A 16765-nucleotide genomic window follows, 5' to 3' on the forward strand; every position below is an offset into this window, starting at 1 on the left:
GTGTCCGCGGTGCGGACGCCACCCCGGGGCCGTGGCCGGCGGCAGGCGCTCAGGCCGTGGCGACGTCGGTGGGGACGTCGGTGGTCACGGCGAGCGCACGGCCCGCCGCGAACTCGCCGGCCAGGGCCTGGAGGCGGGTGTCCGCGAGGGACACCGAGTCCGAGCCGAGGAGCTGGTGCAGCGGGGCGTCGCCGGCGGTCGCGACGGTGATGATCGCCGCAGCGGCCTTCGCGGGGTCGCCGAGCTGGGTCCCCGGCATGTCCAGGTGCTGCTCGACCATCTCGCGGACGGCGGGGTAGGCGTCGCTGGTCGACGAGGGCAGGCCGAGCGAGACCGGACGCAGGAAGTCGGTGCGCATGTAGCCGGGCTCGATGATGTTCACCCGGATGCCGTGGTCCGCCACCTCGGCGGCCAGGGACTCCGAGACCGCCTCCAGCGCGAACTTGCCTGCGGCGTACAGGCCCCAGCCGGGGAAGGGCACCAGCCCGACGATCGAGGACACGTTGATGACGTGGCCGCTGCGGTTCGCCCGGAAGCCAGGCAGCACCGCGCGCAGCACGTTCCAGACGCCGAAGACCTGGACGTCGAACATCGTGCGGGCGTCGGCGTCGGAGACCTCCTCGACGGCGGCGAGGTAGCCGTAGCCGGCGTTGTTCACGACGACGTCGAGGCTGCCGAAGCGCTCCGTGGTGGCGGCGACCGCCTGCGCCACCTGGCTCTCGTCGGCCAGGTCGACCGCGAGGGGGAGCAGCCGGGACGTGTCGGTGCCGTCGAGGGCGCCGGTCAGGCGCTCGGTGGAGCGGGTGGTCGCGGCGACGTTGTCGCCGCGCCCGAGCAGCTGCCGGACGAGCTCGAGCCCGAGGCCGCGCGAGGCGCCGGTGACGAACCAGGTGGCGGGACGGTCGGTGGGGTAGGTCATGGTGGTCTCCTTGTGAATGCTGACGGGGAGTGCTGGGTGCTGAGTGGCTGCCCGGCTCGGTGGGCCGGTACATCAAGACTCCGTCCGGGAAACCCGCTTCAGGCGGTCATAGCTGGCCCCCCTCGTCCTGGACCGGCCGTGACTAGGACGCAGCGGTCCACCCAGGAGGGGTGCGCCGGTGCGAACCGGTGCCCAGAATGAAGGCATGTCGGAGAAGAACACGGAGCTGGCGGACTTCCTGCGCCGGACGCGCGGCCAGGTCGACGCGTCGCGGGCCGGCCTGCCCGCGGACGGCCGGGTGCGCAGGGTGCCGGGCCTGCGCCGCGAGGAGGTCGCGTTCCTGGCGGGCGTCTCGACCGACTACTACGCGCGGCTGGAACAGGGCCGGCGCATCGTGCCGTCGCCGTCGGTGGTCGACGCCATCGGCCGCGCACTGGGTCTGGACGAGGCGGGACGCGCCCACCTCGCGGACCTGATCGGCCTCGGCACCGTGCCGCCGTCGCCGCGCACGCGTCCCGTCCAGCGGGTGCGCCCGGGGCTCTACCAGCTGCTCGACGCCCTGGCCGACGTGCCGGTGCTGGTGCTGGGACGTCGCGCCGACGTGCTCGCGCAGAACCGGATGGGCAAGGCGCTGTTCACCGACTTCGAGCGGTTCCCCGCCCCGCAGCGCAACTACGCGCGCTGGATGTTCCTCGACGACGGCGCGCGGTCGCTGTTCGTCGACTGGGAGGAGCAGGCGCGCGTCGCCGTGGAGAACCTGCGGCTGGAGGCGGGGAACGACCCGGCGGACCGGGCGACGGCCGAGCTGGTCGCGGAGCTGCGGGAGTCCAGCGCGGAGTTCGACAGGTGGTGGGACGAGCACCGGGTCAACCAGCGCACGCACGGCTCAAAGCGGCTGCGGCATGCGCTGGTCGGAGACCTCACGGTCGAGTACGAGACCCTGACGCTCCCGGGCGACCCGCACACGACGCTGTACGTCTACTCGACCGAGGCGAGCTCCCCGTCGCAGCGGGCGCTGAGCCTTCTCGCGAGCTGGTCGCTGACGGGCGAGGGTGCCTCGCCTTCTGCCTGAGCGCTGTCCGAGCGCCCGCCTGAGCGCTGTCGGAGTGCCGCCCGAGCGCCGGGCCGGCCGTGCGAAGGCACGACCGCGATGCTGCGCCCCCTCGGGCGTCCGGGCGCGTAGCGCTGATTCGGTAGGTGCCGGGTGGGCTGAACCTTGTTCGCCTCAGCCCCGTCGAGTTCGCCTCAGCCGAACAGTTCAGCTAAGGCGAACTCGACGGGCCTGAGGTGAACGATCTTCAGCGGACCTGGCACCCTCCCGCCGAGTCCACCTTGCCCACCGCGTTGTCCCGCCGCGGGCCGAGCGACGACCGGCCACCACCGCGGCGGCCGTCCCTGCGGCGACGAACAGGGCGGCCAGACCCAGCCAGCCCACCGTGCCGTGCTCGATGGCGGTGGCTGTCACGAGGGCGGGGGCCACCATCGACGCGAGCGCGTAGCCGGTCTGGCTGAGGCCCTGGTAGGCGCCGGCTCGCTGCGGGTCGGCCAGCTCGAAGGCCATGCCCCAGCCGCCCGCCTCGCCGAGGACCTCGCCGAGCGAGTGCGCGAGGGCGGCGAGCACCAGCAGCGCGCAGGCAGCCGCCAGGTTGCCGTACCCGGCCAGCGCGTACAGGACGCAGGCGACCGCGAGCAGCCAGGACGCGCGCCGGACGGTGATCCCCGCGTGGCGGACGTCGTGCGTGCCCCGCGACGCGCGCACCTGCAGCGAGGCCACGACCACCGTGTTGAGGACGAGCAGCACCGCGACCATCGCCGTCGGAGCCTCGGTGGTGGCCACCCAGAGGGGGACGCCGACGGTCTGGAGGCCGAAGTGCATGGCCACCACGGAGTTGCAGGCAACGGCCGCGACGTAGCGGCGGTCCCGCCACGGCGAGGACCCGCGCCGCGTGCTGGCGGCCTGCCCGTCGTCGGCCTGCCCGTCGCGGGGCTGCTCAGCCGCCGTGTGCTGGACCATCCTGGCGGCGAGCTCGGGGACCTCACGACCGAGCCGCGCGAGCGGCACGGCGGCCAGCAGGAGCAGGACGCCGACGGCGAGCATCGCGGTCAGGTAGGCGGCAGGGGTGTCCACCAGGAGGGCGGCCGCCGCGGCCACCGTGCCCAGGCCGATGAACACGTTGGTGACGACGCGCAGGCGGGCGCGGACCGCCACCCGCTCCGGCCCGGTGTACCACCGCGCGAGCATCGCCTGCTTGGACGAGCCGCTCGCCGAACGCAGACCGATGGCGAGGCTCGCGACCAGGGTGAACACGACGGCGTCCGACGCGAGGGTGTACGCGAGCATCGCCAGCCCGTTCAGGCCGGTGGCCCAGGCCTGGACACGGTGGGCACCCACCCGGTCCGACAGCCACCCGGCCCCGTAGGCGGCCAGCACTCCCACGCCGCCGGCGATGCCCAGGCCGAGGCCCACCGTCGTGGCGCCGAGCCCGACGACGCGCGTGAAGTACAGGGCGCTCACGGTGTAGAAGACGCCGCTGGACAGGGCGAACGCCATGGTGCTGAGCGTCAGGGAGCGCGCGACACGGTCGCTGGGGAAGAAGGTCTGCTGCACGCCCCCTTTGTCCGCCGCGGAGGGCATCCAGTTCAATTGATGTAGCCTGTGGCTTCATGGAGCGCGGACAGGCTGGTGGCCTGATCGAGTACGAGCTCGCCGGGATGGACGTCGCCGACGTGCGCTTCGCGGTGTCGCCGCTCACCGAGCTCACCCTGTCCCTGCGCACGTTCCGCGACCCCGGCCGCTACCCCGTGCACCTGCCCTGGCTCCAGCGCACCGAGCGGGCTCGTTCCGCGCTGGACCAACCGCTGCTACGGGCACTGACCAACTCCGTGCTGTGGACGCCCGACTACCTCACGCCCCGGCCGTACAGCCCGCTCACCCGTATCGGGGACGAGCTCACCGCCGTCGAGAACGTCCACCTCCCACGGATGCTCGACGACCTGCGCGCCGTCCACCCCGACGCGCTGCCCGCACCGCTGCGCGGCGACCCCGAGACGGTCCGCGAACGCATCGCGACGGCGCTGCGCACGTACTGGGACACCTGCTTCGAACCCTGGTGGCCGCGCATGCGGGCGGTCCTCCAGGCCGACGTCGTCCACCGCGGGCAGGTGATCTCCGCCTACGGGACGGCGGCGATGTTCGCCGACCTCAGCGACCGCGTGCGGCTGGTCGACGGCGTCGTGCGCGTACGCCTCGGCACCGACGCCCGGTTCCGGCGGCCCACCACCGGCGAAGGGCTCACCCTCGTACCGACGCTGTTCACCCGCGGGGCGACGGCCCCGATCTCACCGGAGGAACCGCCCGTCGTCATGTACGGCGCTCGCGGCGTCGGAACACTCTGGGAGGCCGAGCCCTGGCGCGCGCCGGCGGCGCTCGCGGGCCTGGTGGGTGCGCCGCGGGCAGGCCTGCTCACGGTCCTCGCGGCGCCGGCGTCGTCGACCGAGCTGGCGGGCCGGCTCGGGGTGACCACGTCCGCCGTCAACCAGCACCTGCGGGCGCTGCGCGATGCCGGCCTGCTCACCAGTGCGCGGCACGGACGTTCGGTCCTGTACCTGCGTTCCGAGCTGGGCGACGCCCTGGTGGCCGGCGTCGGTGCTGATGCCGGCCCGGCCGCCGGGCCGGCCCGAGCGAGCGCTCGGGTCTGAACCGGCTCACTGGAGGCGGCCGAGGTCCTGCGCGATCTCGACGGTCAGCTCGACGGCCCGGGCGGCGAGCGGGGAGAGGGTGCGGTGGGCCCGGCGGAGCAGGTAGAGCTCGCGGTGTGCCACCGCGGGGCGCAGCTCGTGGATGCTCAGCGTCTCGTCGGTCGTCGCGCCCGCGCCGTGGATGGCCAGCCAGGGGAGGATCGCCGAGCCCAGACCGGCGCGCGTCATCGAGAGCACCGCCTCGTTGCCGCCCGCCCGGAACATGTACTCGGGCCGGACGCCGCTCGCGGCGAGCGCCTCCTCCAGGGCCGGCTGCGCGCAGTCCGGCGGCCAGGCGACCATCGGCGCCCCGTCGAGCGCGGCGAGGTCAACGGGGCCGTCGGGGAAGCGCCCGCGGGAGGCCACGAGGAAGTACGGGTCGTCGAGGAGCTTGACGTACTCGACGTCGGCGTCGTCCCTGTGGACGTCGTAGAAGAGCAGGTCGACCCGTGCGAGGTCCGGGGAGTCCGACTCGTCCTCGGAGAGCCGGATCTCGCAGCCGGGGAACTCGTCGAGGAGCCTGCGGACCAGGACCGGGAGCAGCGTGTTGGACACGCTCTGGAAGGTGCCGATCGTGAGCCGGCCCTCGCCCGCCTTGAACCCCTCGACGGCGGCGTCCAGCGCGTCGGCCCTGGCGAGCAGCTCGGCGGCGTGCAGCTGTACCACGCTGCCGAGCGGGGTGAGCTGGACCGGGCGCGGGCCGCCCGGCCGGTCGAAGACGCGGCCGCCGACGGCGCGCTCGAGGCCGGCGATGTGCTGGCTGACCGTCGACTGGGTGTACCCGAGCCGGGCGGCCGCCCGGCCGAACGACCCCTCGCCGATGACGGAGGCGAAGGTCGCGAGATGCCGAAGCTCCACGTCGGTCATGGCAGCGAGGGTACATCGCAGGAAGCGATCTTCTCCATTGGATTTCATCGCTTTTCACGATGACGGCGCGGTCCTAGCGTTGCAGCCATGACGACACAGATTCGATCGGCGTTCTGGATCCCGGTCTTCGACGAGGTGGCGGACCCGCGGGTGGTGGCACGGCTCGCGGCCGAGGCCGAGGAGCTGGGCTGGGACGGGTTCTTCCTCTGGGACCACATCGCGTGGGCCGCGCCGGTGCAGCAGGTCGGTGACCCGTGGATCTCGCTCGCGGCGGCGGCGACCGCTACCGAGTCGATCCGGCTGGGGCCGATGGTCACGCCGGTGGCACGCCGTCGGCCCGTGAAGCTGGCCAGGGAGACGGCCTCGCTGGACCAGCTCTCCGGCGGCAGGCTGACTCTCGGCGTCGGGCTCGGCAGCGACGTCTACGGCGCCGAGTTCGTCAGCACGGGGGAGGCGGTCGACGCGCGGGTCCGGGCGGAGCTGCTGGACGAGACGCTGGACATCCTCACCGCCGCCTGGTCGGGGCTGCCGGTGCACCACCGCGGCAAGCACCACGTGGTCGACGGCATCACCTTCCTGCCGACGCCCGTGCAGGAGCAGCGGGTGTCGGTCTGGGTAGCTGGCTACGCGGGCCGCGTCAACCCGATGCGCCGCGCGGCGAGGTTCGACGGCTACTTCCCGATCGGTGTGCAGCACCCCGACCAGGTAGTGGAGCTGCGCGAGACGATCGGCGGCCTCCGGCCGGACCCCTCGGCGCCCTACGACCTGGTGGTGCCTCTCGCCCCCGGCGCCGACCCCGCCGAGTACGCGGCCGCCGGCGCCACCTGGTGCCTGACGGAGCTCGATCCGGACGAGATGACGCTCGACCAGGTACGGGGAGTACTCCGGGACGGACCTCCCGCCACTTCGAGCGACGAGGCGGTAGCACGATGAGCACGTTCGTACTGATCCACGGCGGCGGGGACGTCGGCTGGCACTTTCATCGGGTGGAGGCCGAGCTGCGAGCGCGCGGGCACGACGTCGTGGCCCCCGACCTTCCGGCCGACGACGACTCGAAGACCCTCGTGGACTACGCGGACGTCGTCGTGGAGGCCGTCGGTGCGAGGCGGGACCTCGTCGTCGTAGGCCACTCGTTCGGTGCGTTCACCGCGCCGCTCGTCGCCGACCGGCTGCGGGCGGACGCACTGGTCCTCCTGGCCGGGATGGTCCCGGCGCCGGGGGAGTCGCCGGACGACTGGTGGGCGAACACCGGCTACGGGAGCGCGGTGGCGGAGGCGGCCGAGCGGGACGGCGGCCTGACCGGCAGCGCCGACCCGTACGTGAGCTTCTATCACGACGTGCCACGGGAGATCGCGGAGGAGGCGATGAGCAAGGAGCGTGAGCATCCGTCGAGCGCCGCGTCGGCGGCCCCGTGGCCCTTGGGCGCGTGGCCCGACGTGCCCACCCGGTTCCTGCTCTGCACCGAGGACCGCTTCTTCCCGCCGGACTTCTTCCGGCGGCTGGTGGCCGACCGGCTGGGCATCGTGCCCGACGAGATCGCAGGCAGCCACTGCGTCGCGCTGGGCAGGCCCGTCGAGCTCGCGGACAGGCTCGAGGCGTACGCGGCGACGACGACGGGATAGTCGCCGGAGCGTTCGGCAGGGGCACTCGCCGTGCGGTGCGCTGTCCGGATTTATGCTCTGTCCATGCCGCGTGATCCGGACGAGGGTTCCGCCGTCGTCTTCGACCTGGTCGGGCACGGTGAGCCGGGTCCGGGCGGTCCCCGCGACGCCCTCGGTGTGGACGGAGCGGCCCAGGTGGTGGCCTCGGACGTCTCGGACGGCGCCGACCGTGAGCCGGACGCGCCCGGCGCGGGCGCCTGGTGGCGCGCCGTCCCGACGGTCGCGGCGGTCCTGGCGGTCGTGGTCGGGACGGGCATCGCCTCGGACGGTGTGCGGGACGCCGCGCGGATCGAGCGGATGCGCGACTTCGGCGGCGTCGTCGAGGACGTGTCGGCGCCGCTGACGGAGAAGTGGGTGTGGGACGGGACCGTCGGCGTCGGCACGGACTGGGACGGGACCGAGGCGATGGTCCTGGGCGACGTCCTGGCGTTTCAGTCCGGCCGTGATCTGATCGCGCTCGATCCCGCGACGGGCGAGGAGGCCTGGGTCGTCCCGCTCGGCGACGACCCGGTGTGCGGGCCGGCGGGTGTCTCGCCCTACGAGGGCACGTCGGCCCGGCCGGTGTCGACGACGGTGTGCCTGTCCGGCGCCGCCGCGGACCGCGAGGTCGTGACCGTGCGGCCCGACGGCACGGTCTCCGCACCGCGCGCGCTGGACGCCTCGGACGCGCGCCGGCACGGCCCGGCGCGGCCGGGACCCGATGGCACCGTCCTCCGGGCTACCCGGGTCGGGCCGGAGTCAGAGGTGGACCGGGGCGACGCCAGGTGCGAGGACACGGGGGAGTGCGGCGGGACCGTCACCGCCGGGCGGGACGTCGAGCTCCGGGCCGAGAGCGCGGTCACGGGGGCAGAGCTCTGGACCGTGACCGTCCCGTTCGAGGAGGCGGACGCCCGGGAGTGCATGGAGGCGTCCTGGGCGGACCAGAGCGGGCAGCTGGCCTTCGACGGGGAGGTTCACCCGGACGCGTTCGGGGCGCGGGTCACCGCCGACCTCGTGCGGCTGTTCGGGTGCGGCGTCGAGGCGACGGTCACCCCGGACGGAGTGCTGCTGGGCCCCGGGCGGGAGACGGGCTACGTGGAGAGCCTCGCCCTGGGTGGTTACGCGTGGCTGGACCACAGCGGTCCGGGACGTACCGTCGTCCAGGCCGACGACGGAGCCGTCGTCGTCGATCTTGCCGGTCATGTGCGCGGCCCGAGGGTCGCGGACGGAGTCGGTCCGGACACCCTGCTCGGAACCGACGAGACGGGGCAGCGCCTGCTCGCCTACGAAGCGGACGGTGTCCCCCGGTGGGACGTCGAGGCGCGGGCTCCCCATCAGATGTTCCTCGCCCAGGTGGGCCGGACGGCGGTGGTCGCCGCGCAGGGCGCGGACGTGAAGGGCCTCGACATCGAAACGGGCGGCGAGCGGTGGCGGCGGGACGTCTCCGCGGACGGCGATGAGGTGCTCGAGACCTTCACGGACGGCCGGGCGGTGCTGCTGCACCTGTACCAGGTCGAGCTCGGCCTGCGCCGCATGGTGTCGCTCGACGCGGCGACCGGCGAGGTGCTCTGGCGCGAGACCGACGAGGCGGCCACGAGCAGGACGGAGGCCGCCAGGACCGGTCTCGACGACGAGCAGCCGCCCGTCCTGATGCTGGTCGCGGTGGACGGGCACCTGCTCGAGGTCAGCCGCGACGCCGTCCGGGGGCTCGGATGAACGCGCCGGAACCTTCGGACGGCGTCTCGACCGACTGGTGAGCCTGCGACGCCTTGCCTCCGCTCAGGTCACCCGAGCCGGTCGCGCAGCCAGCGATGTGCCCGGTCGAGATACGCCACCGATACCTCGGCGCGCGCGCCGGCCGTCTCGAAGGCGTGCGGGGCGTCGGGCACGACGTCGAACGTCGTGGGGACGCCGGCCGCCGTCAGCCGTTCCGCGTACGCCTGGTTCTCGTCGTGGAAGAGATCGATGTCGCCCGTGCCGATCCACGCGGGCGGGAGGCCGGTGAGGTCCTCCCGCCGGGCGGGCACGGCGTGGTCGGGCACCTCTGACGCGCCTGCTGTGCCGAGGTAGGCGCTCCAGCCGATCCGGTTGGACCTGTTGCTCCAGAGGATGTGCCGGACGGCGTCCAGCTCGCGGTTCGCCGCGGTGCGGTCGTCGAGCATCGGGCAGAACAGCCACTGCGCGACCGGCTGGGTGCCGCCCAGGTCATGGATGCGCTGCACGAGCGCCGCGGCCAGCCCGCCACCTGCGCTCTGGCCGCCGACCGCCACGCGCTGGGGGTCGATGCCGCGAGCGGCGGCGTTCTGCTGCAGCCAGCTCCAGGCGTCCAGGCAGTCGTCGAGCGGCAGCGGGAACGGGTGCTGGGGTGCCAGCCGGTACTCCGCCGAGACGACGACCACGTCGAGCTCCTGCGCGGTGGCGAAGCAGCGGTGGTCGTCCTGGACCGCGCTGCCCAGCACCAGGCCGCCGCCGTGGATCCACAGCAGGGCCGCGCCGGAACCGCCACCCTCGGGCGTGTAGACGCGCAGGCCGGCTGCGTCACCCCACGGGATCTTCTCCAGCGTCATACCCTCCGGTGCCTTCGCGTCGGGCAGGAGCCCCATGAGCCGGTTCGCCAGCTTGAGCAGCAACGGGTTGCCGACGGGCGCCTGCCGCATGATCCGGTACCCCTGCCGCAGCTGCGGGTCCACCGCGGAGAGGTTCATGCCGCCGCCCCGAGGGTCAGGGCGCCGGAGCGGACCGCGGCGACGACCCCGCCGTCGACCAGCAGGTCTGTGCCCGTGACGAAGGACGCCTCCGGGCCGAGCAGGAACGCGACGGCGGCGGCGATGTCGGCGGACGTGCCCAGGCGCCTGGTGCCGGAGGCGTCGACCATGGCGCGCATCCGCGCTCCGCTCTCGCCGCCGAGCTCTTCCTGGCCCATCGGCGTGGAGACGACGCCCGGGCTCACGCTGTTGACTCGGGCCCCCTTGGCGCCCCAGGCCAGGCTCGCGGCCTGCACCCGGAGCTGGTTGGCCCGCTTGGCGGCGCCGTAGGCGGTGCCCGGGTCGGAGAACGCCGGGTCTGCCCAGAACGGCAGGTCCAGGAGCTGGTCGGTCGGCGTGAGCGCCAGGGCGCCCTCCAGCTCCGCGGGGAACTGCCCGGCGAACATGCTTCCCGCCATGCTGGCGATCACGACGCCGGCGCCACCTGGGGCGACGACCGCGCCGAACGCGTCCAGCACGTGCGCGACGCCGAGCAGGTCGACCCGGAGGATCCGGTCGGCGGACGCCTGAGCGGGCGACAGTCCTGCCGTGTGCACGACCTGCACGACAGGGCCGGCGGCCGCGGCGGCAGCGGCGAGGCCCGCGACCGACGGCGCGGACGACACGTCGACGACGTGTGCGTCGACCAGGTAACCGTCCCCGCGCAGGGCGTGAGCCGTCCGGTCCAGGACCGCCTCGTCGAAGTCGGCGAGGACGAGCCTTCTGCCCGTCCCCTGGCGGCGAGCGATCGCTTCTCCCATGCCTCCGACACCGATGACAACTACCGCTTCGCCAGCCATGGCCGCTCCTTTGAGTACCGAGACTCCTCGTCTCGTAAATGAAGCGTAGACCATATACTCGCGCCATGACAGCGACGAGGACCGGCAGGCCGCGGAGCGAGTCGACCCGGCTGGCCATCCTCGAGGCGGCGGCGAGCCTCACCACGGAGCTCGGCTACGACGGCGTCACCATCGACGCGATCGCGGCGCGCGCCGGGGCCGGGAAGCAGACGATCTACCGCTGGTGGTCGTCGAAGTCGATGGTGGTCGCGGACGCCGTCATCGCGGGACACCTCCGGCTGCCCGCGCCCGAGCTGCCCGACACCGGCGACCTGGGCGTCGACCTGAAGGCGTGGACCACTGCCGCGGCCGCCGCGGCGAGCGACTCGCAGCTCGTGCAGGTCGTCCGCGCCCTCGTCACCGCGGCATCGGGCCCGGAGCAGGACGCGAGCCGGCTCTACGAGCACATCACGCGGCCGACCTATGAGCTCCTCGTGAACCGGCTCCGCCGCGGGCAGGACGCCGGCCAGCTCTCCGCGGCCGTCAGCGCCGAGTCGGTGGCTGATGCCCTGATCGGCACACTGCTCTTCCGGGCGCTGGCGCGGCTGCCCCTGTCCGAGGCCCTGACCGGCCTCGTCGACGCCCTGCTGCCCCAGGACCGAGGGACCGGTGCAGGGACGACGCCTCGTACGTGAGCTCTCGTCGCTGACGAACGACGAGAGGCACCACCGGACCCCTCAGCGGAGCGCGTCGGAGCGGCCGGCCTCGATCCGGGACCACTGGGCGATGGGTCGTCCGTTGGTCACCCAGTGGTGCCGGCCGGGTTCTTCGCTCCAGGGCTGGGGCCAGCCCTCGGGCGAGTCCTCCCAGGTCTCCTGGCGTCCGTAGACGGTCATGTCCAGCAGCCCGTGGGTGGGGGTCATGACCTCGACGCCGCGACCGCCGGTGTAATAGGTCTCGAACACCCGGTCGCCGTCGCGGACGTAGCAGACCAGGTGGTGGACCTGCCAGTCGCGCCCCTCCAGGAGCCGCGCCGCGGTCTTCTCGGCCGAGTACCACGGCATGTCCAGACCCATGAAGTCGCGGTAGCGGACGCTCTCCTCGTACGGGCCCTTGCACAGGGTGGCGTACGTGATGTCCCGGGAGTGGAGGTAGGACAGCTCGCGTACCTGGCAGTTGAAGAACGTGCAGCCCTCGCACTGCTCCGCGGCGGGCCTGCCGGGCCACCAGGCGTGAAAGTACGCGATCAGCTGCTTGCGGCCTTCGAAGACGTCGAGGATCGTGACCGGCCCGTCCGGACCGACCACCTCGATACCCGCGTCGACCTCCACCATCGGCAGCCGCCGTCGCGCCGCTGCGATGGCGTCCCCTTCGCGGGTGTGCGCCTTCTCTCGTGCGAACAATGCGTCTCGCGCCTCCTGCCAGGTCTTTCTGTCGACCACGGGCGGGAGGGCCGGGCCGGGTGCTTGGTCGTTCATGATCGGCCTCCGAACAGGTCAGCCGGTGAGATCCACCAGCCACGGGTACCTACGGCGCGTTGCGTCATCCATCGTCTCCCGTCGCCCCCAGGGCGCGTCCCCCGAACGTCGCACACCGGCTCGCGGCCGCACATCCGCCCCGTGACGTACCCCCGGCTGCGCCCCGCGTCGTACACCCTCGCGTCCGCCGTACCGAGCCGGCCGCTTCGTGCGGTGGCGCGGCTGCCGTGCCCCGCCGGAGGCCGTCTGGTCCGATGGCGGTCAGGGCCTGGTGCCGCCGTAGTCGTCCTGCTTGTCGCGCCACAGGGCGTGAGGGTGAGGACCGTCACTGGTGTAGGGGGTGTCCATGACCAGCTCGATCCACAGGGTCGGACCGTCGATGCGGATGTAGTCCCCGGCGTTCGTGAGCGAGGGGTCTCCGGAGTAGCCGATGTACGCGTCGTCCAGCTCGGCCTCGTACTTCGCCAGATACGTTGCCGCGCTCGCGTCGTCGACGTCGCTCACATAGTTGCCGACCGCCTCCAGGACGAGCTGCCGCTGCTCCTCGTCGAGGGCGGAGACCCGGACGCCCCTCGGCGTCTCGGGGAAGGCCCAGTCGGTGCCAGGCGCGAGGAGGAGGTCGGCGAACGTCTCGTCGAGCCGCGCCCGGGTGAGCTGCTCGTCGGTGAAGGACGCGAGCAGCGCCGCGAAGGTGTCCCATTCGTGGCCCTCGGGCCGGTAGTCGACACCCTCGTACTCGAACTCCGGGGGCTCCATGCCCCGGAAGGACGGCGTCGCGCCGATCAGCACGCCGTTCTCGTAGGTGTTGTTGACCGCGAGGTGATGTCCACCGAACTGGAGCTGCCACCTGCCGGTCTCGGAGGGCGTGCCGAGGAACGCGACGCGGAAGTCGCCGCGACCGTACTCGGCGCCTCCGGCCGCGCCGATGCTGCGCAGGTAGTCGTCGGCGATGAGGTGCTGCTGTATCTGCTCGTACCCGTTGCGTTCCCCGGTCCCGGTCGCGGCGGCGAGAAGGGCGTTGAGGGCGTCCCACTGTTCCTGGCTGAGCGTGCTCAGATCCACTCCGAGCCGTCCCTCGTCGCCGAGGTACCACTGCGGGTAGGTGTGCCAGTTGGCGGCGTTCTCGAACGTGTAGGGGTGCTCGAGGTCGGCTCGCCGTTCCTCGTCCAGGATGTTCCGGAAGTCGTTCGCGAGCTGGAGCAGGCGTGCGTGGTCCATGGTGCCTTCCTGGGCTGTCCGGGATGTGCTGGGGGCCGGAGTCTCGGTGGCTGGGGTCCCGGTCGCCGGTAGCGCGGACGACGTCGAGGACGGAGACGCCGTGCTGCCGGCGTCGACAGAGCTCGCGCAGGCTGCCAGCCCCAGCGCGGCAAGGAGGGCGCTCGCTGCTGCGATACCCCTGGGTGGTCGTGCGGCGCGGGTCATGGATCTCCTCTGAGGATGCGAGAGCGCGGTGGAGCTCGCGTCCAGTCAAGATCGCCGGGTTCATTATGTCTAGTGCAATGTAGTTAGGTAGTGATTGCGTCTGATGCAACAATGGCGAGATGGCCGACAGCCTTGATCTCAACCTCCTGCGGGTGTTCGACGCGTTGATGCAGACCGGCAGCGTGACCGGCGCGGCCGAGCGCCTCCACCTGTCCGTCCCCGCCACGAGCCGGGCCCTGAGCCGCCTGCGACGCGCGATGGGCGACGAGATCATGGTCCGTGCCGGCCGGGGCATGGTCCCGACGCCCTTTGCCGAGCGCGCGGCGCACACCGTCCGGCGCCTCCTGGAAGAGGCCGGACAGCTCGGTCTGGAGGGGCAGGGAAGCGATCCGGCCAGCTGGCGTCGAACCTTCACGGTGCGCATCAACGACGCCCTCGTCCCCGTGCTCGCACCGACGATCCTCGCCCGTGTCCGAGAACACGCCCCGGGGATCACGGTGCGCTTCGTGGCCGAAGGGAACGAGAGCCCCGACGCGCTTCGTGACGGCACCATCGACCTCGACATCGGCGTGCCCGATCCCGGGCTGCCGGACCTGCGGACCCAGCCGTTGTTCCAGGATCACTATGTCGCCGTGTTCGCCGCGAGCTCACGCCTCGCCCGCGCCGGGAAGCTCACGGTCGACGATGTCTGCGCTGTTCCCCACGTCACGGCATCGCGGCGTGGCCACACCCGCGGGCCCATCGATACGGCGCTGCGGGAACAAGGCCGGAGCCGCCAGGTCGTCGCGAGCGTTCCCTCGATGACTGCGGCCGCGATCCTGGCCCTCGAGGACGATCTCATCGTCCCGATGCCCGGTCTGCTCGCCGGACACCTCATCGCCAGCGGGCTGCCGCTGCGTCAGAGCGCGCTGCCCTTCGACGTGCCGACGGTCGGCATCGCCGTCCAGTGGCACCAACGACTCGACACGGACCGACCCACCCGCTGGCTACGGACCGTCATCGAGGGTGCCGTGCCCGCTCACGCACGACCCGCCGTCGTCTGAAGCGAGGCGCCTCGGCCGCACCGAGCGCTGACCGACGACGACGGATCGTCACCGGATGAGATGCGTACCGTCGCGAGACGCGCGGCCGAGCGCGGTCAGCACGGCTGCGGTCCAGGGGCTCATCGCGCTTCCTCGCGCGCGGTCGCCGTCCAGGAGGCAAGTATGCGCAGCGCCTCGTCGGACGGCGATCCGGCCTCGGCCGTCAGCACCATGAGCCGTTGGCCGCTGCCGTCGGGGCTGGACCAGGTGTCGCAGTCGAGGGTGAGGTCACCGACGAGGTGGTGTCGATACTGCTTGCTGCCGTAGGTGGCGCTGTTGACGCGGTGCTCGGCCCACCAGCGGCGGAAGTCCGGATCGAGGACGGCGAGCTCGCCGACGAGCCGGGCGAGCTCGGGATCGTCGGGATCCGCGGCGGCCTCCATGCGCAGGGCGGCGACGGCGTCGCGGGCGTCGTGCTCCCATCGGACGTTGAGAGAGCGGACCGTCGGGTGTACGAAGAGCAGGCGCACGTAGTTGCGCTGCCCGGCTGGGATCGAGGCGAAGTCCGTGTACAGGGCGTTCGCCGCGTCGTTCCAGGCGAGGACATCCATGCGTTTGCCGAGGACCAGCGCAGGCGTGTCGGTGAGCAGGTCGAGCAGGCGCCGCATCGCCGGGCGCAGGGTCTGGCGCGTGCGGCGACGGCGAGGGCGGGCGTCGGCCTTGCCTGCGACCTCGTAGAGGTATCGCTGCTGGTCCTCGTCGAGGCGCAGGGCAGCCGAGAGCGTCGCGAGCACCGAGGCGGAGGCAGCGACGCGCCCCTGTTCCAGCCTCGTGTAGTAGTCCACGCTGATCGCCGCGAGCTGTGCGATCTCCTCGCGGCGCAGCCCTGGGACCTTGCGTCGGGAGAGCTCGGGGAGCCCGACGACACGAGGGCTCAGCGCAGCTCGGCGCGCCTTGAGGAACGCGCCGAGCTCGTTCGGGTCGGCCGGGGGTGTCATACGGACCATTCTGGGAGCGTCCGGCTGATCGTGGGAGGGCAGGATCCTTCCCCGGTTGGAACCCGACGCTGTTGCGTCGCGGGCGACCGCCAGAACCTGGTCGCATGAACCGAACAGACGTCACCTTTGACAGCGCCGGCCTCTCCCTCGCCGGCCACCTCTACCTTCCCGAGTCCGACGGCGCGGCGCAGCTCCCCGCGGTCGTAGTCGGCCACCCCGGTACCGGGGTGAAGGAACAGGCCGCCGGCACGTACGCGGCGCGCCTGGCGGACCAGGGGTTCGTCACCCTGGCCTTCGACGCCGCGTACCAGGGCGAGAGCGCCGGTGAGCCGCGCGGCCTGGAGGATCCCGCGCACCGCATCGAGGACCTCAAGGCCGCCGTCTCGTACCTCACCACCCGCGACGAGGTGGACGAGGCCCGGATCGGGATGCTCGGCATCTGCGCCTCCGGTGGCTACGGCATCGCGGCTACCGCGGGTGACCACCGGGTCCGCGCTCTGGCCACGCTCAGCGGTGTCGACGTCGGACGTCAGTTCCGGGACGGCGCCGACGGCCTGCAGGATCCGGCCGTCATCCAGGCGATGCTCGACGCCGCGGCGGCGGCCCGCACGGCCGAGGCTCGTGGTGAGGGAACGGGCACGTTCCCGGTCTTCACCGACACTGCGGAGGAAGCCCGGGCGGCCGGTGGCCAGCACGGCTACGAGGGGTTCGAGTACTACCGCACGGAGCGCGGACAGCACTCGCGGTCCGCGAAGGAGTTCACCTGGTCGAGTGTCGACCGCATCGCGACCTCCGACCAGTTCCGCTTCGTCGGCCTGATCGCGCCCCGGCCGCTGCTCATCATCCAGGGGACTGAGGCAGTGACCAAGGGCATGGGTCTGGCGGCCTTCGCCGACGCACGCGAGCCCAAGGAGCTGCGCTGGATCGAGGGCGCGAGCCACGTCGACCTCTACGACAAGCCCGAGTTCGTCGATCCCGCCGTCGCAGACCTCACGGAGTTCTTCACGAGGGAGCTGGCCGCCGAGTAGTCGGCGGAGCTCTGCGCACGGCGACCACGTCGGGTAGCGGCTTCCTCGTGCGCACCGGAACCGTAGGTACGTGACACGCTAGGAGCCTGGCTACCCATTCCGGTGGCGCGACGTCGCCCGCGTCTCGAAT

Annotated in this window: 16 protein-coding genes; 8 read left to right on the forward strand and 8 right to left on the reverse strand. The window is 72.5% G+C overall.

Translation table 11 applies throughout. The features are described from left to right. Window positions 1-49: 49 nt before the first annotated feature. A complete protein-coding gene (locus ACFWE2_RS17975) occupies window positions 50-919 on the reverse strand; it encodes an SDR family NAD(P)-dependent oxidoreductase (RefSeq protein WP_377225583.1) in 870 nt (289 codons plus the stop codon). Between the two features lie 205 nt (window positions 920-1124). Between ACFWE2_RS17975 and ACFWE2_RS17980 the strand changes: the two genes are divergently transcribed. Then, a complete protein-coding gene (locus ACFWE2_RS17980) occupies window positions 1125-1991 on the forward strand; it encodes a helix-turn-helix transcriptional regulator (RefSeq protein WP_377225584.1) in 867 nt (288 codons plus the stop codon). Between the two features lie 186 nt (window positions 1992-2177). Here the strand turns inward: ACFWE2_RS17980 and ACFWE2_RS17985 are convergent, their stop codons facing one another. Then, the gene (locus ACFWE2_RS17985; protein ID WP_377225585.1) at window positions 2178-3527 is read right to left on the reverse strand and encodes an MFS transporter; all 1350 of its coding nucleotides are present in this window, start codon (window positions 3525-3527) and stop codon (window positions 2178-2180) included. Between the two features lie 56 nt (window positions 3528-3583). Between ACFWE2_RS17985 and ACFWE2_RS17990 the strand changes: the two genes are divergently transcribed. Then, window positions 3584-4618 carry a DUF5937 family protein gene (locus ACFWE2_RS17990; protein ID WP_377225586.1) on the forward strand — a complete coding sequence of 345 codons (1035 nt, stop codon included), beginning with the start codon at window positions 3584-3586 and terminating at the stop codon, window positions 4616-4618. A 6-nt stretch (window positions 4619-4624) separates the two neighbouring features. Here the strand turns inward: ACFWE2_RS17990 and ACFWE2_RS17995 are convergent, their stop codons facing one another. Next, a complete protein-coding gene (locus tag ACFWE2_RS17995; RefSeq protein WP_377225587.1) occupies window positions 4625-5524 on the reverse strand; it encodes a LysR family transcriptional regulator in 900 nt (299 codons plus the stop codon). Window positions 5525-5611: 87 nt separating this feature from the next. On the opposite strand from ACFWE2_RS17995, the gene ACFWE2_RS18000 reads away from it, so the two are divergent. From ACFWE2_RS18000 to ACFWE2_RS18010, 3 genes are all read left to right on the forward strand, one after another. After that, complete coding sequence (locus ACFWE2_RS18000; protein WP_377225588.1) at window positions 5612-6457, forward strand: LLM class flavin-dependent oxidoreductase; 846 nt, start codon at window positions 5612-5614, stop codon at window positions 6455-6457. After that, on the forward strand, window positions 6454-7146 hold the full coding sequence (locus ACFWE2_RS18005; protein ID WP_377225589.1) for an alpha/beta hydrolase: 693 nt from the start codon (window positions 6454-6456) through the stop codon (window positions 7144-7146). The genes ACFWE2_RS18000 and ACFWE2_RS18005 overlap by 4 nt, the downstream gene beginning before the upstream one ends. Before the next feature lie 63 nt (window positions 7147-7209). Then, on the forward strand, window positions 7210-8880 hold the full coding sequence (locus ACFWE2_RS18010) for a PQQ-binding-like beta-propeller repeat protein (protein ID WP_377225590.1): 1671 nt from the start codon (window positions 7210-7212) through the stop codon (window positions 8878-8880). A gap of 68 nt (window positions 8881-8948) precedes the next feature. On the opposite strand, the gene ACFWE2_RS18015 is transcribed toward ACFWE2_RS18010, so the two are convergent. Both ACFWE2_RS18015 and ACFWE2_RS18020 read right to left on the reverse strand, forming a co-directional pair. Next, entirely contained in the window at window positions 8949-9869 is a 921-nt protein-coding gene (locus tag ACFWE2_RS18015; RefSeq protein WP_377225591.1) for an alpha/beta hydrolase, read from the reverse strand. Beyond that, window positions 9866-10708 (reverse strand): SDR family oxidoreductase, encoded by an 843-nt coding sequence (locus tag ACFWE2_RS18020; RefSeq protein WP_377225592.1) that lies wholly within the window; start codon window positions 10706-10708, stop codon window positions 9866-9868. Before ACFWE2_RS18020 ends, ACFWE2_RS18015 begins: the two co-directional genes overlap by 4 nt. Window positions 10709-10773: 65 nt before the next feature. On the opposite strand from ACFWE2_RS18020, the gene ACFWE2_RS18025 reads away from it, so the two are divergent. Continuing rightward, window positions 10774-11382 (forward strand): TetR/AcrR family transcriptional regulator C-terminal ligand-binding domain-containing protein, encoded by a 609-nt coding sequence (locus ACFWE2_RS18025; RefSeq protein WP_377225593.1) that lies wholly within the window; start codon window positions 10774-10776, stop codon window positions 11380-11382. A gap of 42 nt (window positions 11383-11424) precedes the next feature. Here ACFWE2_RS18025 and ACFWE2_RS18030 read toward each other — a convergent pair whose 3' ends face one another. Both ACFWE2_RS18030 and ACFWE2_RS18035 read right to left on the reverse strand, forming a co-directional pair. Further along, entirely contained in the window at window positions 11425-12165 is a 741-nt protein-coding gene (locus ACFWE2_RS18030; RefSeq protein WP_377225594.1) for a DUF899 family protein, read from the reverse strand. A 261-nt stretch (window positions 12166-12426) separates the two neighbouring features. Further along, entirely contained in the window at window positions 12427-13383 is a 957-nt protein-coding gene (locus tag ACFWE2_RS18035) for a DUF3500 domain-containing protein (RefSeq protein WP_377225595.1), read from the reverse strand. 323 nt (window positions 13384-13706) lie between these two features. Between ACFWE2_RS18035 and ACFWE2_RS18040 the strand changes: the two genes are divergently transcribed. Beyond that, window positions 13707-14630: a LysR family transcriptional regulator gene (locus tag ACFWE2_RS18040; RefSeq protein WP_377225596.1), complete on the forward strand. Its 924-nt coding sequence runs from the start codon at window positions 13707-13709 to the stop codon at window positions 14628-14630. A 119-nt stretch (window positions 14631-14749) separates the two neighbouring features. Here the strand turns inward: ACFWE2_RS18040 and ACFWE2_RS18045 are convergent, their stop codons facing one another. Then, the gene (locus ACFWE2_RS18045) at window positions 14750-15607 is read right to left on the reverse strand and encodes a helix-turn-helix domain-containing protein (protein WP_377225597.1); all 858 of its coding nucleotides are present in this window, start codon (window positions 15605-15607) and stop codon (window positions 14750-14752) included. Between the two features lie 104 nt (window positions 15608-15711). Here ACFWE2_RS18045 and ACFWE2_RS18050 point away from each other — a divergent pair, with 104 nt between their 5' ends. After that, window positions 15712-16635: an alpha/beta hydrolase gene (locus tag ACFWE2_RS18050; protein WP_377225598.1), complete on the forward strand. Its 924-nt coding sequence runs from the start codon at window positions 15712-15714 to the stop codon at window positions 16633-16635. The last annotated feature ends 130 nt before the right edge of the window (window positions 16636-16765 follow it).

It is taken from the genome of Promicromonospora sp. NPDC060271, assembly GCF_042726755.1.
Taxonomy (GTDB): Bacteria; Actinomycetota; Actinomycetes; order Actinomycetales; family Cellulomonadaceae; genus Promicromonospora.

Coding starts and splice junctions, on each gene's coding strand:
- ACFWE2_RS17980 (WP_377225584.1), top strand. CDS start 1,125: ATGTCGGAGAAGAACACGGAGCTGGCGGACTTCCTGCGCCGGACGCGC.
- ACFWE2_RS18020 (WP_377225592.1), bottom strand. CDS start 10,708: ATGGCTGGCGAAGCGGTAGTTGTCATCGGTGTCGGAGGCATGGGAGAA.
- ACFWE2_RS18050 (WP_377225598.1), top strand. CDS start 15,712: ATGAACCGAACAGACGTCACCTTTGACAGCGCCGGCCTCTCCCTCGCC.
- ACFWE2_RS18015 (WP_377225591.1), bottom strand. CDS start 9,869: ATGAACCTCTCCGCGGTGGACCCGCAGCTGCGGCAGGGGTACCGGATC.
- ACFWE2_RS18025 (WP_377225593.1), top strand. CDS start 10,774: ATGACAGCGACGAGGACCGGCAGGCCGCGGAGCGAGTCGACCCGGCTG.
- ACFWE2_RS17975 (WP_377225583.1), bottom strand. CDS start 919: ATGACCTACCCCACCGACCGTCCCGCCACCTGGTTCGTCACCGGCGCC.
- ACFWE2_RS18035 (WP_377225595.1), bottom strand. CDS start 13,383: ATGGACCACGCACGCCTGCTCCAGCTCGCGAACGACTTCCGGAACATC.
- ACFWE2_RS18030 (WP_377225594.1), bottom strand. CDS start 12,165: ATGAACGACCAAGCACCCGGCCCGGCCCTCCCGCCCGTGGTCGACAGA.
- ACFWE2_RS18005 (WP_377225589.1), top strand. CDS start 6,454: ATGAGCACGTTCGTACTGATCCACGGCGGCGGGGACGTCGGCTGGCAC.
- ACFWE2_RS18045 (WP_377225597.1), bottom strand. CDS start 15,607: ATGACACCCCCGGCCGACCCGAACGAGCTCGGCGCGTTCCTCAAGGCG.
- ACFWE2_RS17990 (WP_377225586.1), top strand. CDS start 3,584: ATGGAGCGCGGACAGGCTGGTGGCCTGATCGAGTACGAGCTCGCCGGG.
- ACFWE2_RS17995 (WP_377225587.1), bottom strand. CDS start 5,524: ATGACCGACGTGGAGCTTCGGCATCTCGCGACCTTCGCCTCCGTCATC.
- ACFWE2_RS18040 (WP_377225596.1), top strand. CDS start 13,707: ATGGCCGACAGCCTTGATCTCAACCTCCTGCGGGTGTTCGACGCGTTG.
- ACFWE2_RS18010 (WP_377225590.1), top strand. CDS start 7,210: ATGCCGCGTGATCCGGACGAGGGTTCCGCCGTCGTCTTCGACCTGGTC.
- ACFWE2_RS18000 (WP_377225588.1), top strand. CDS start 5,612: ATGACGACACAGATTCGATCGGCGTTCTGGATCCCGGTCTTCGACGAG.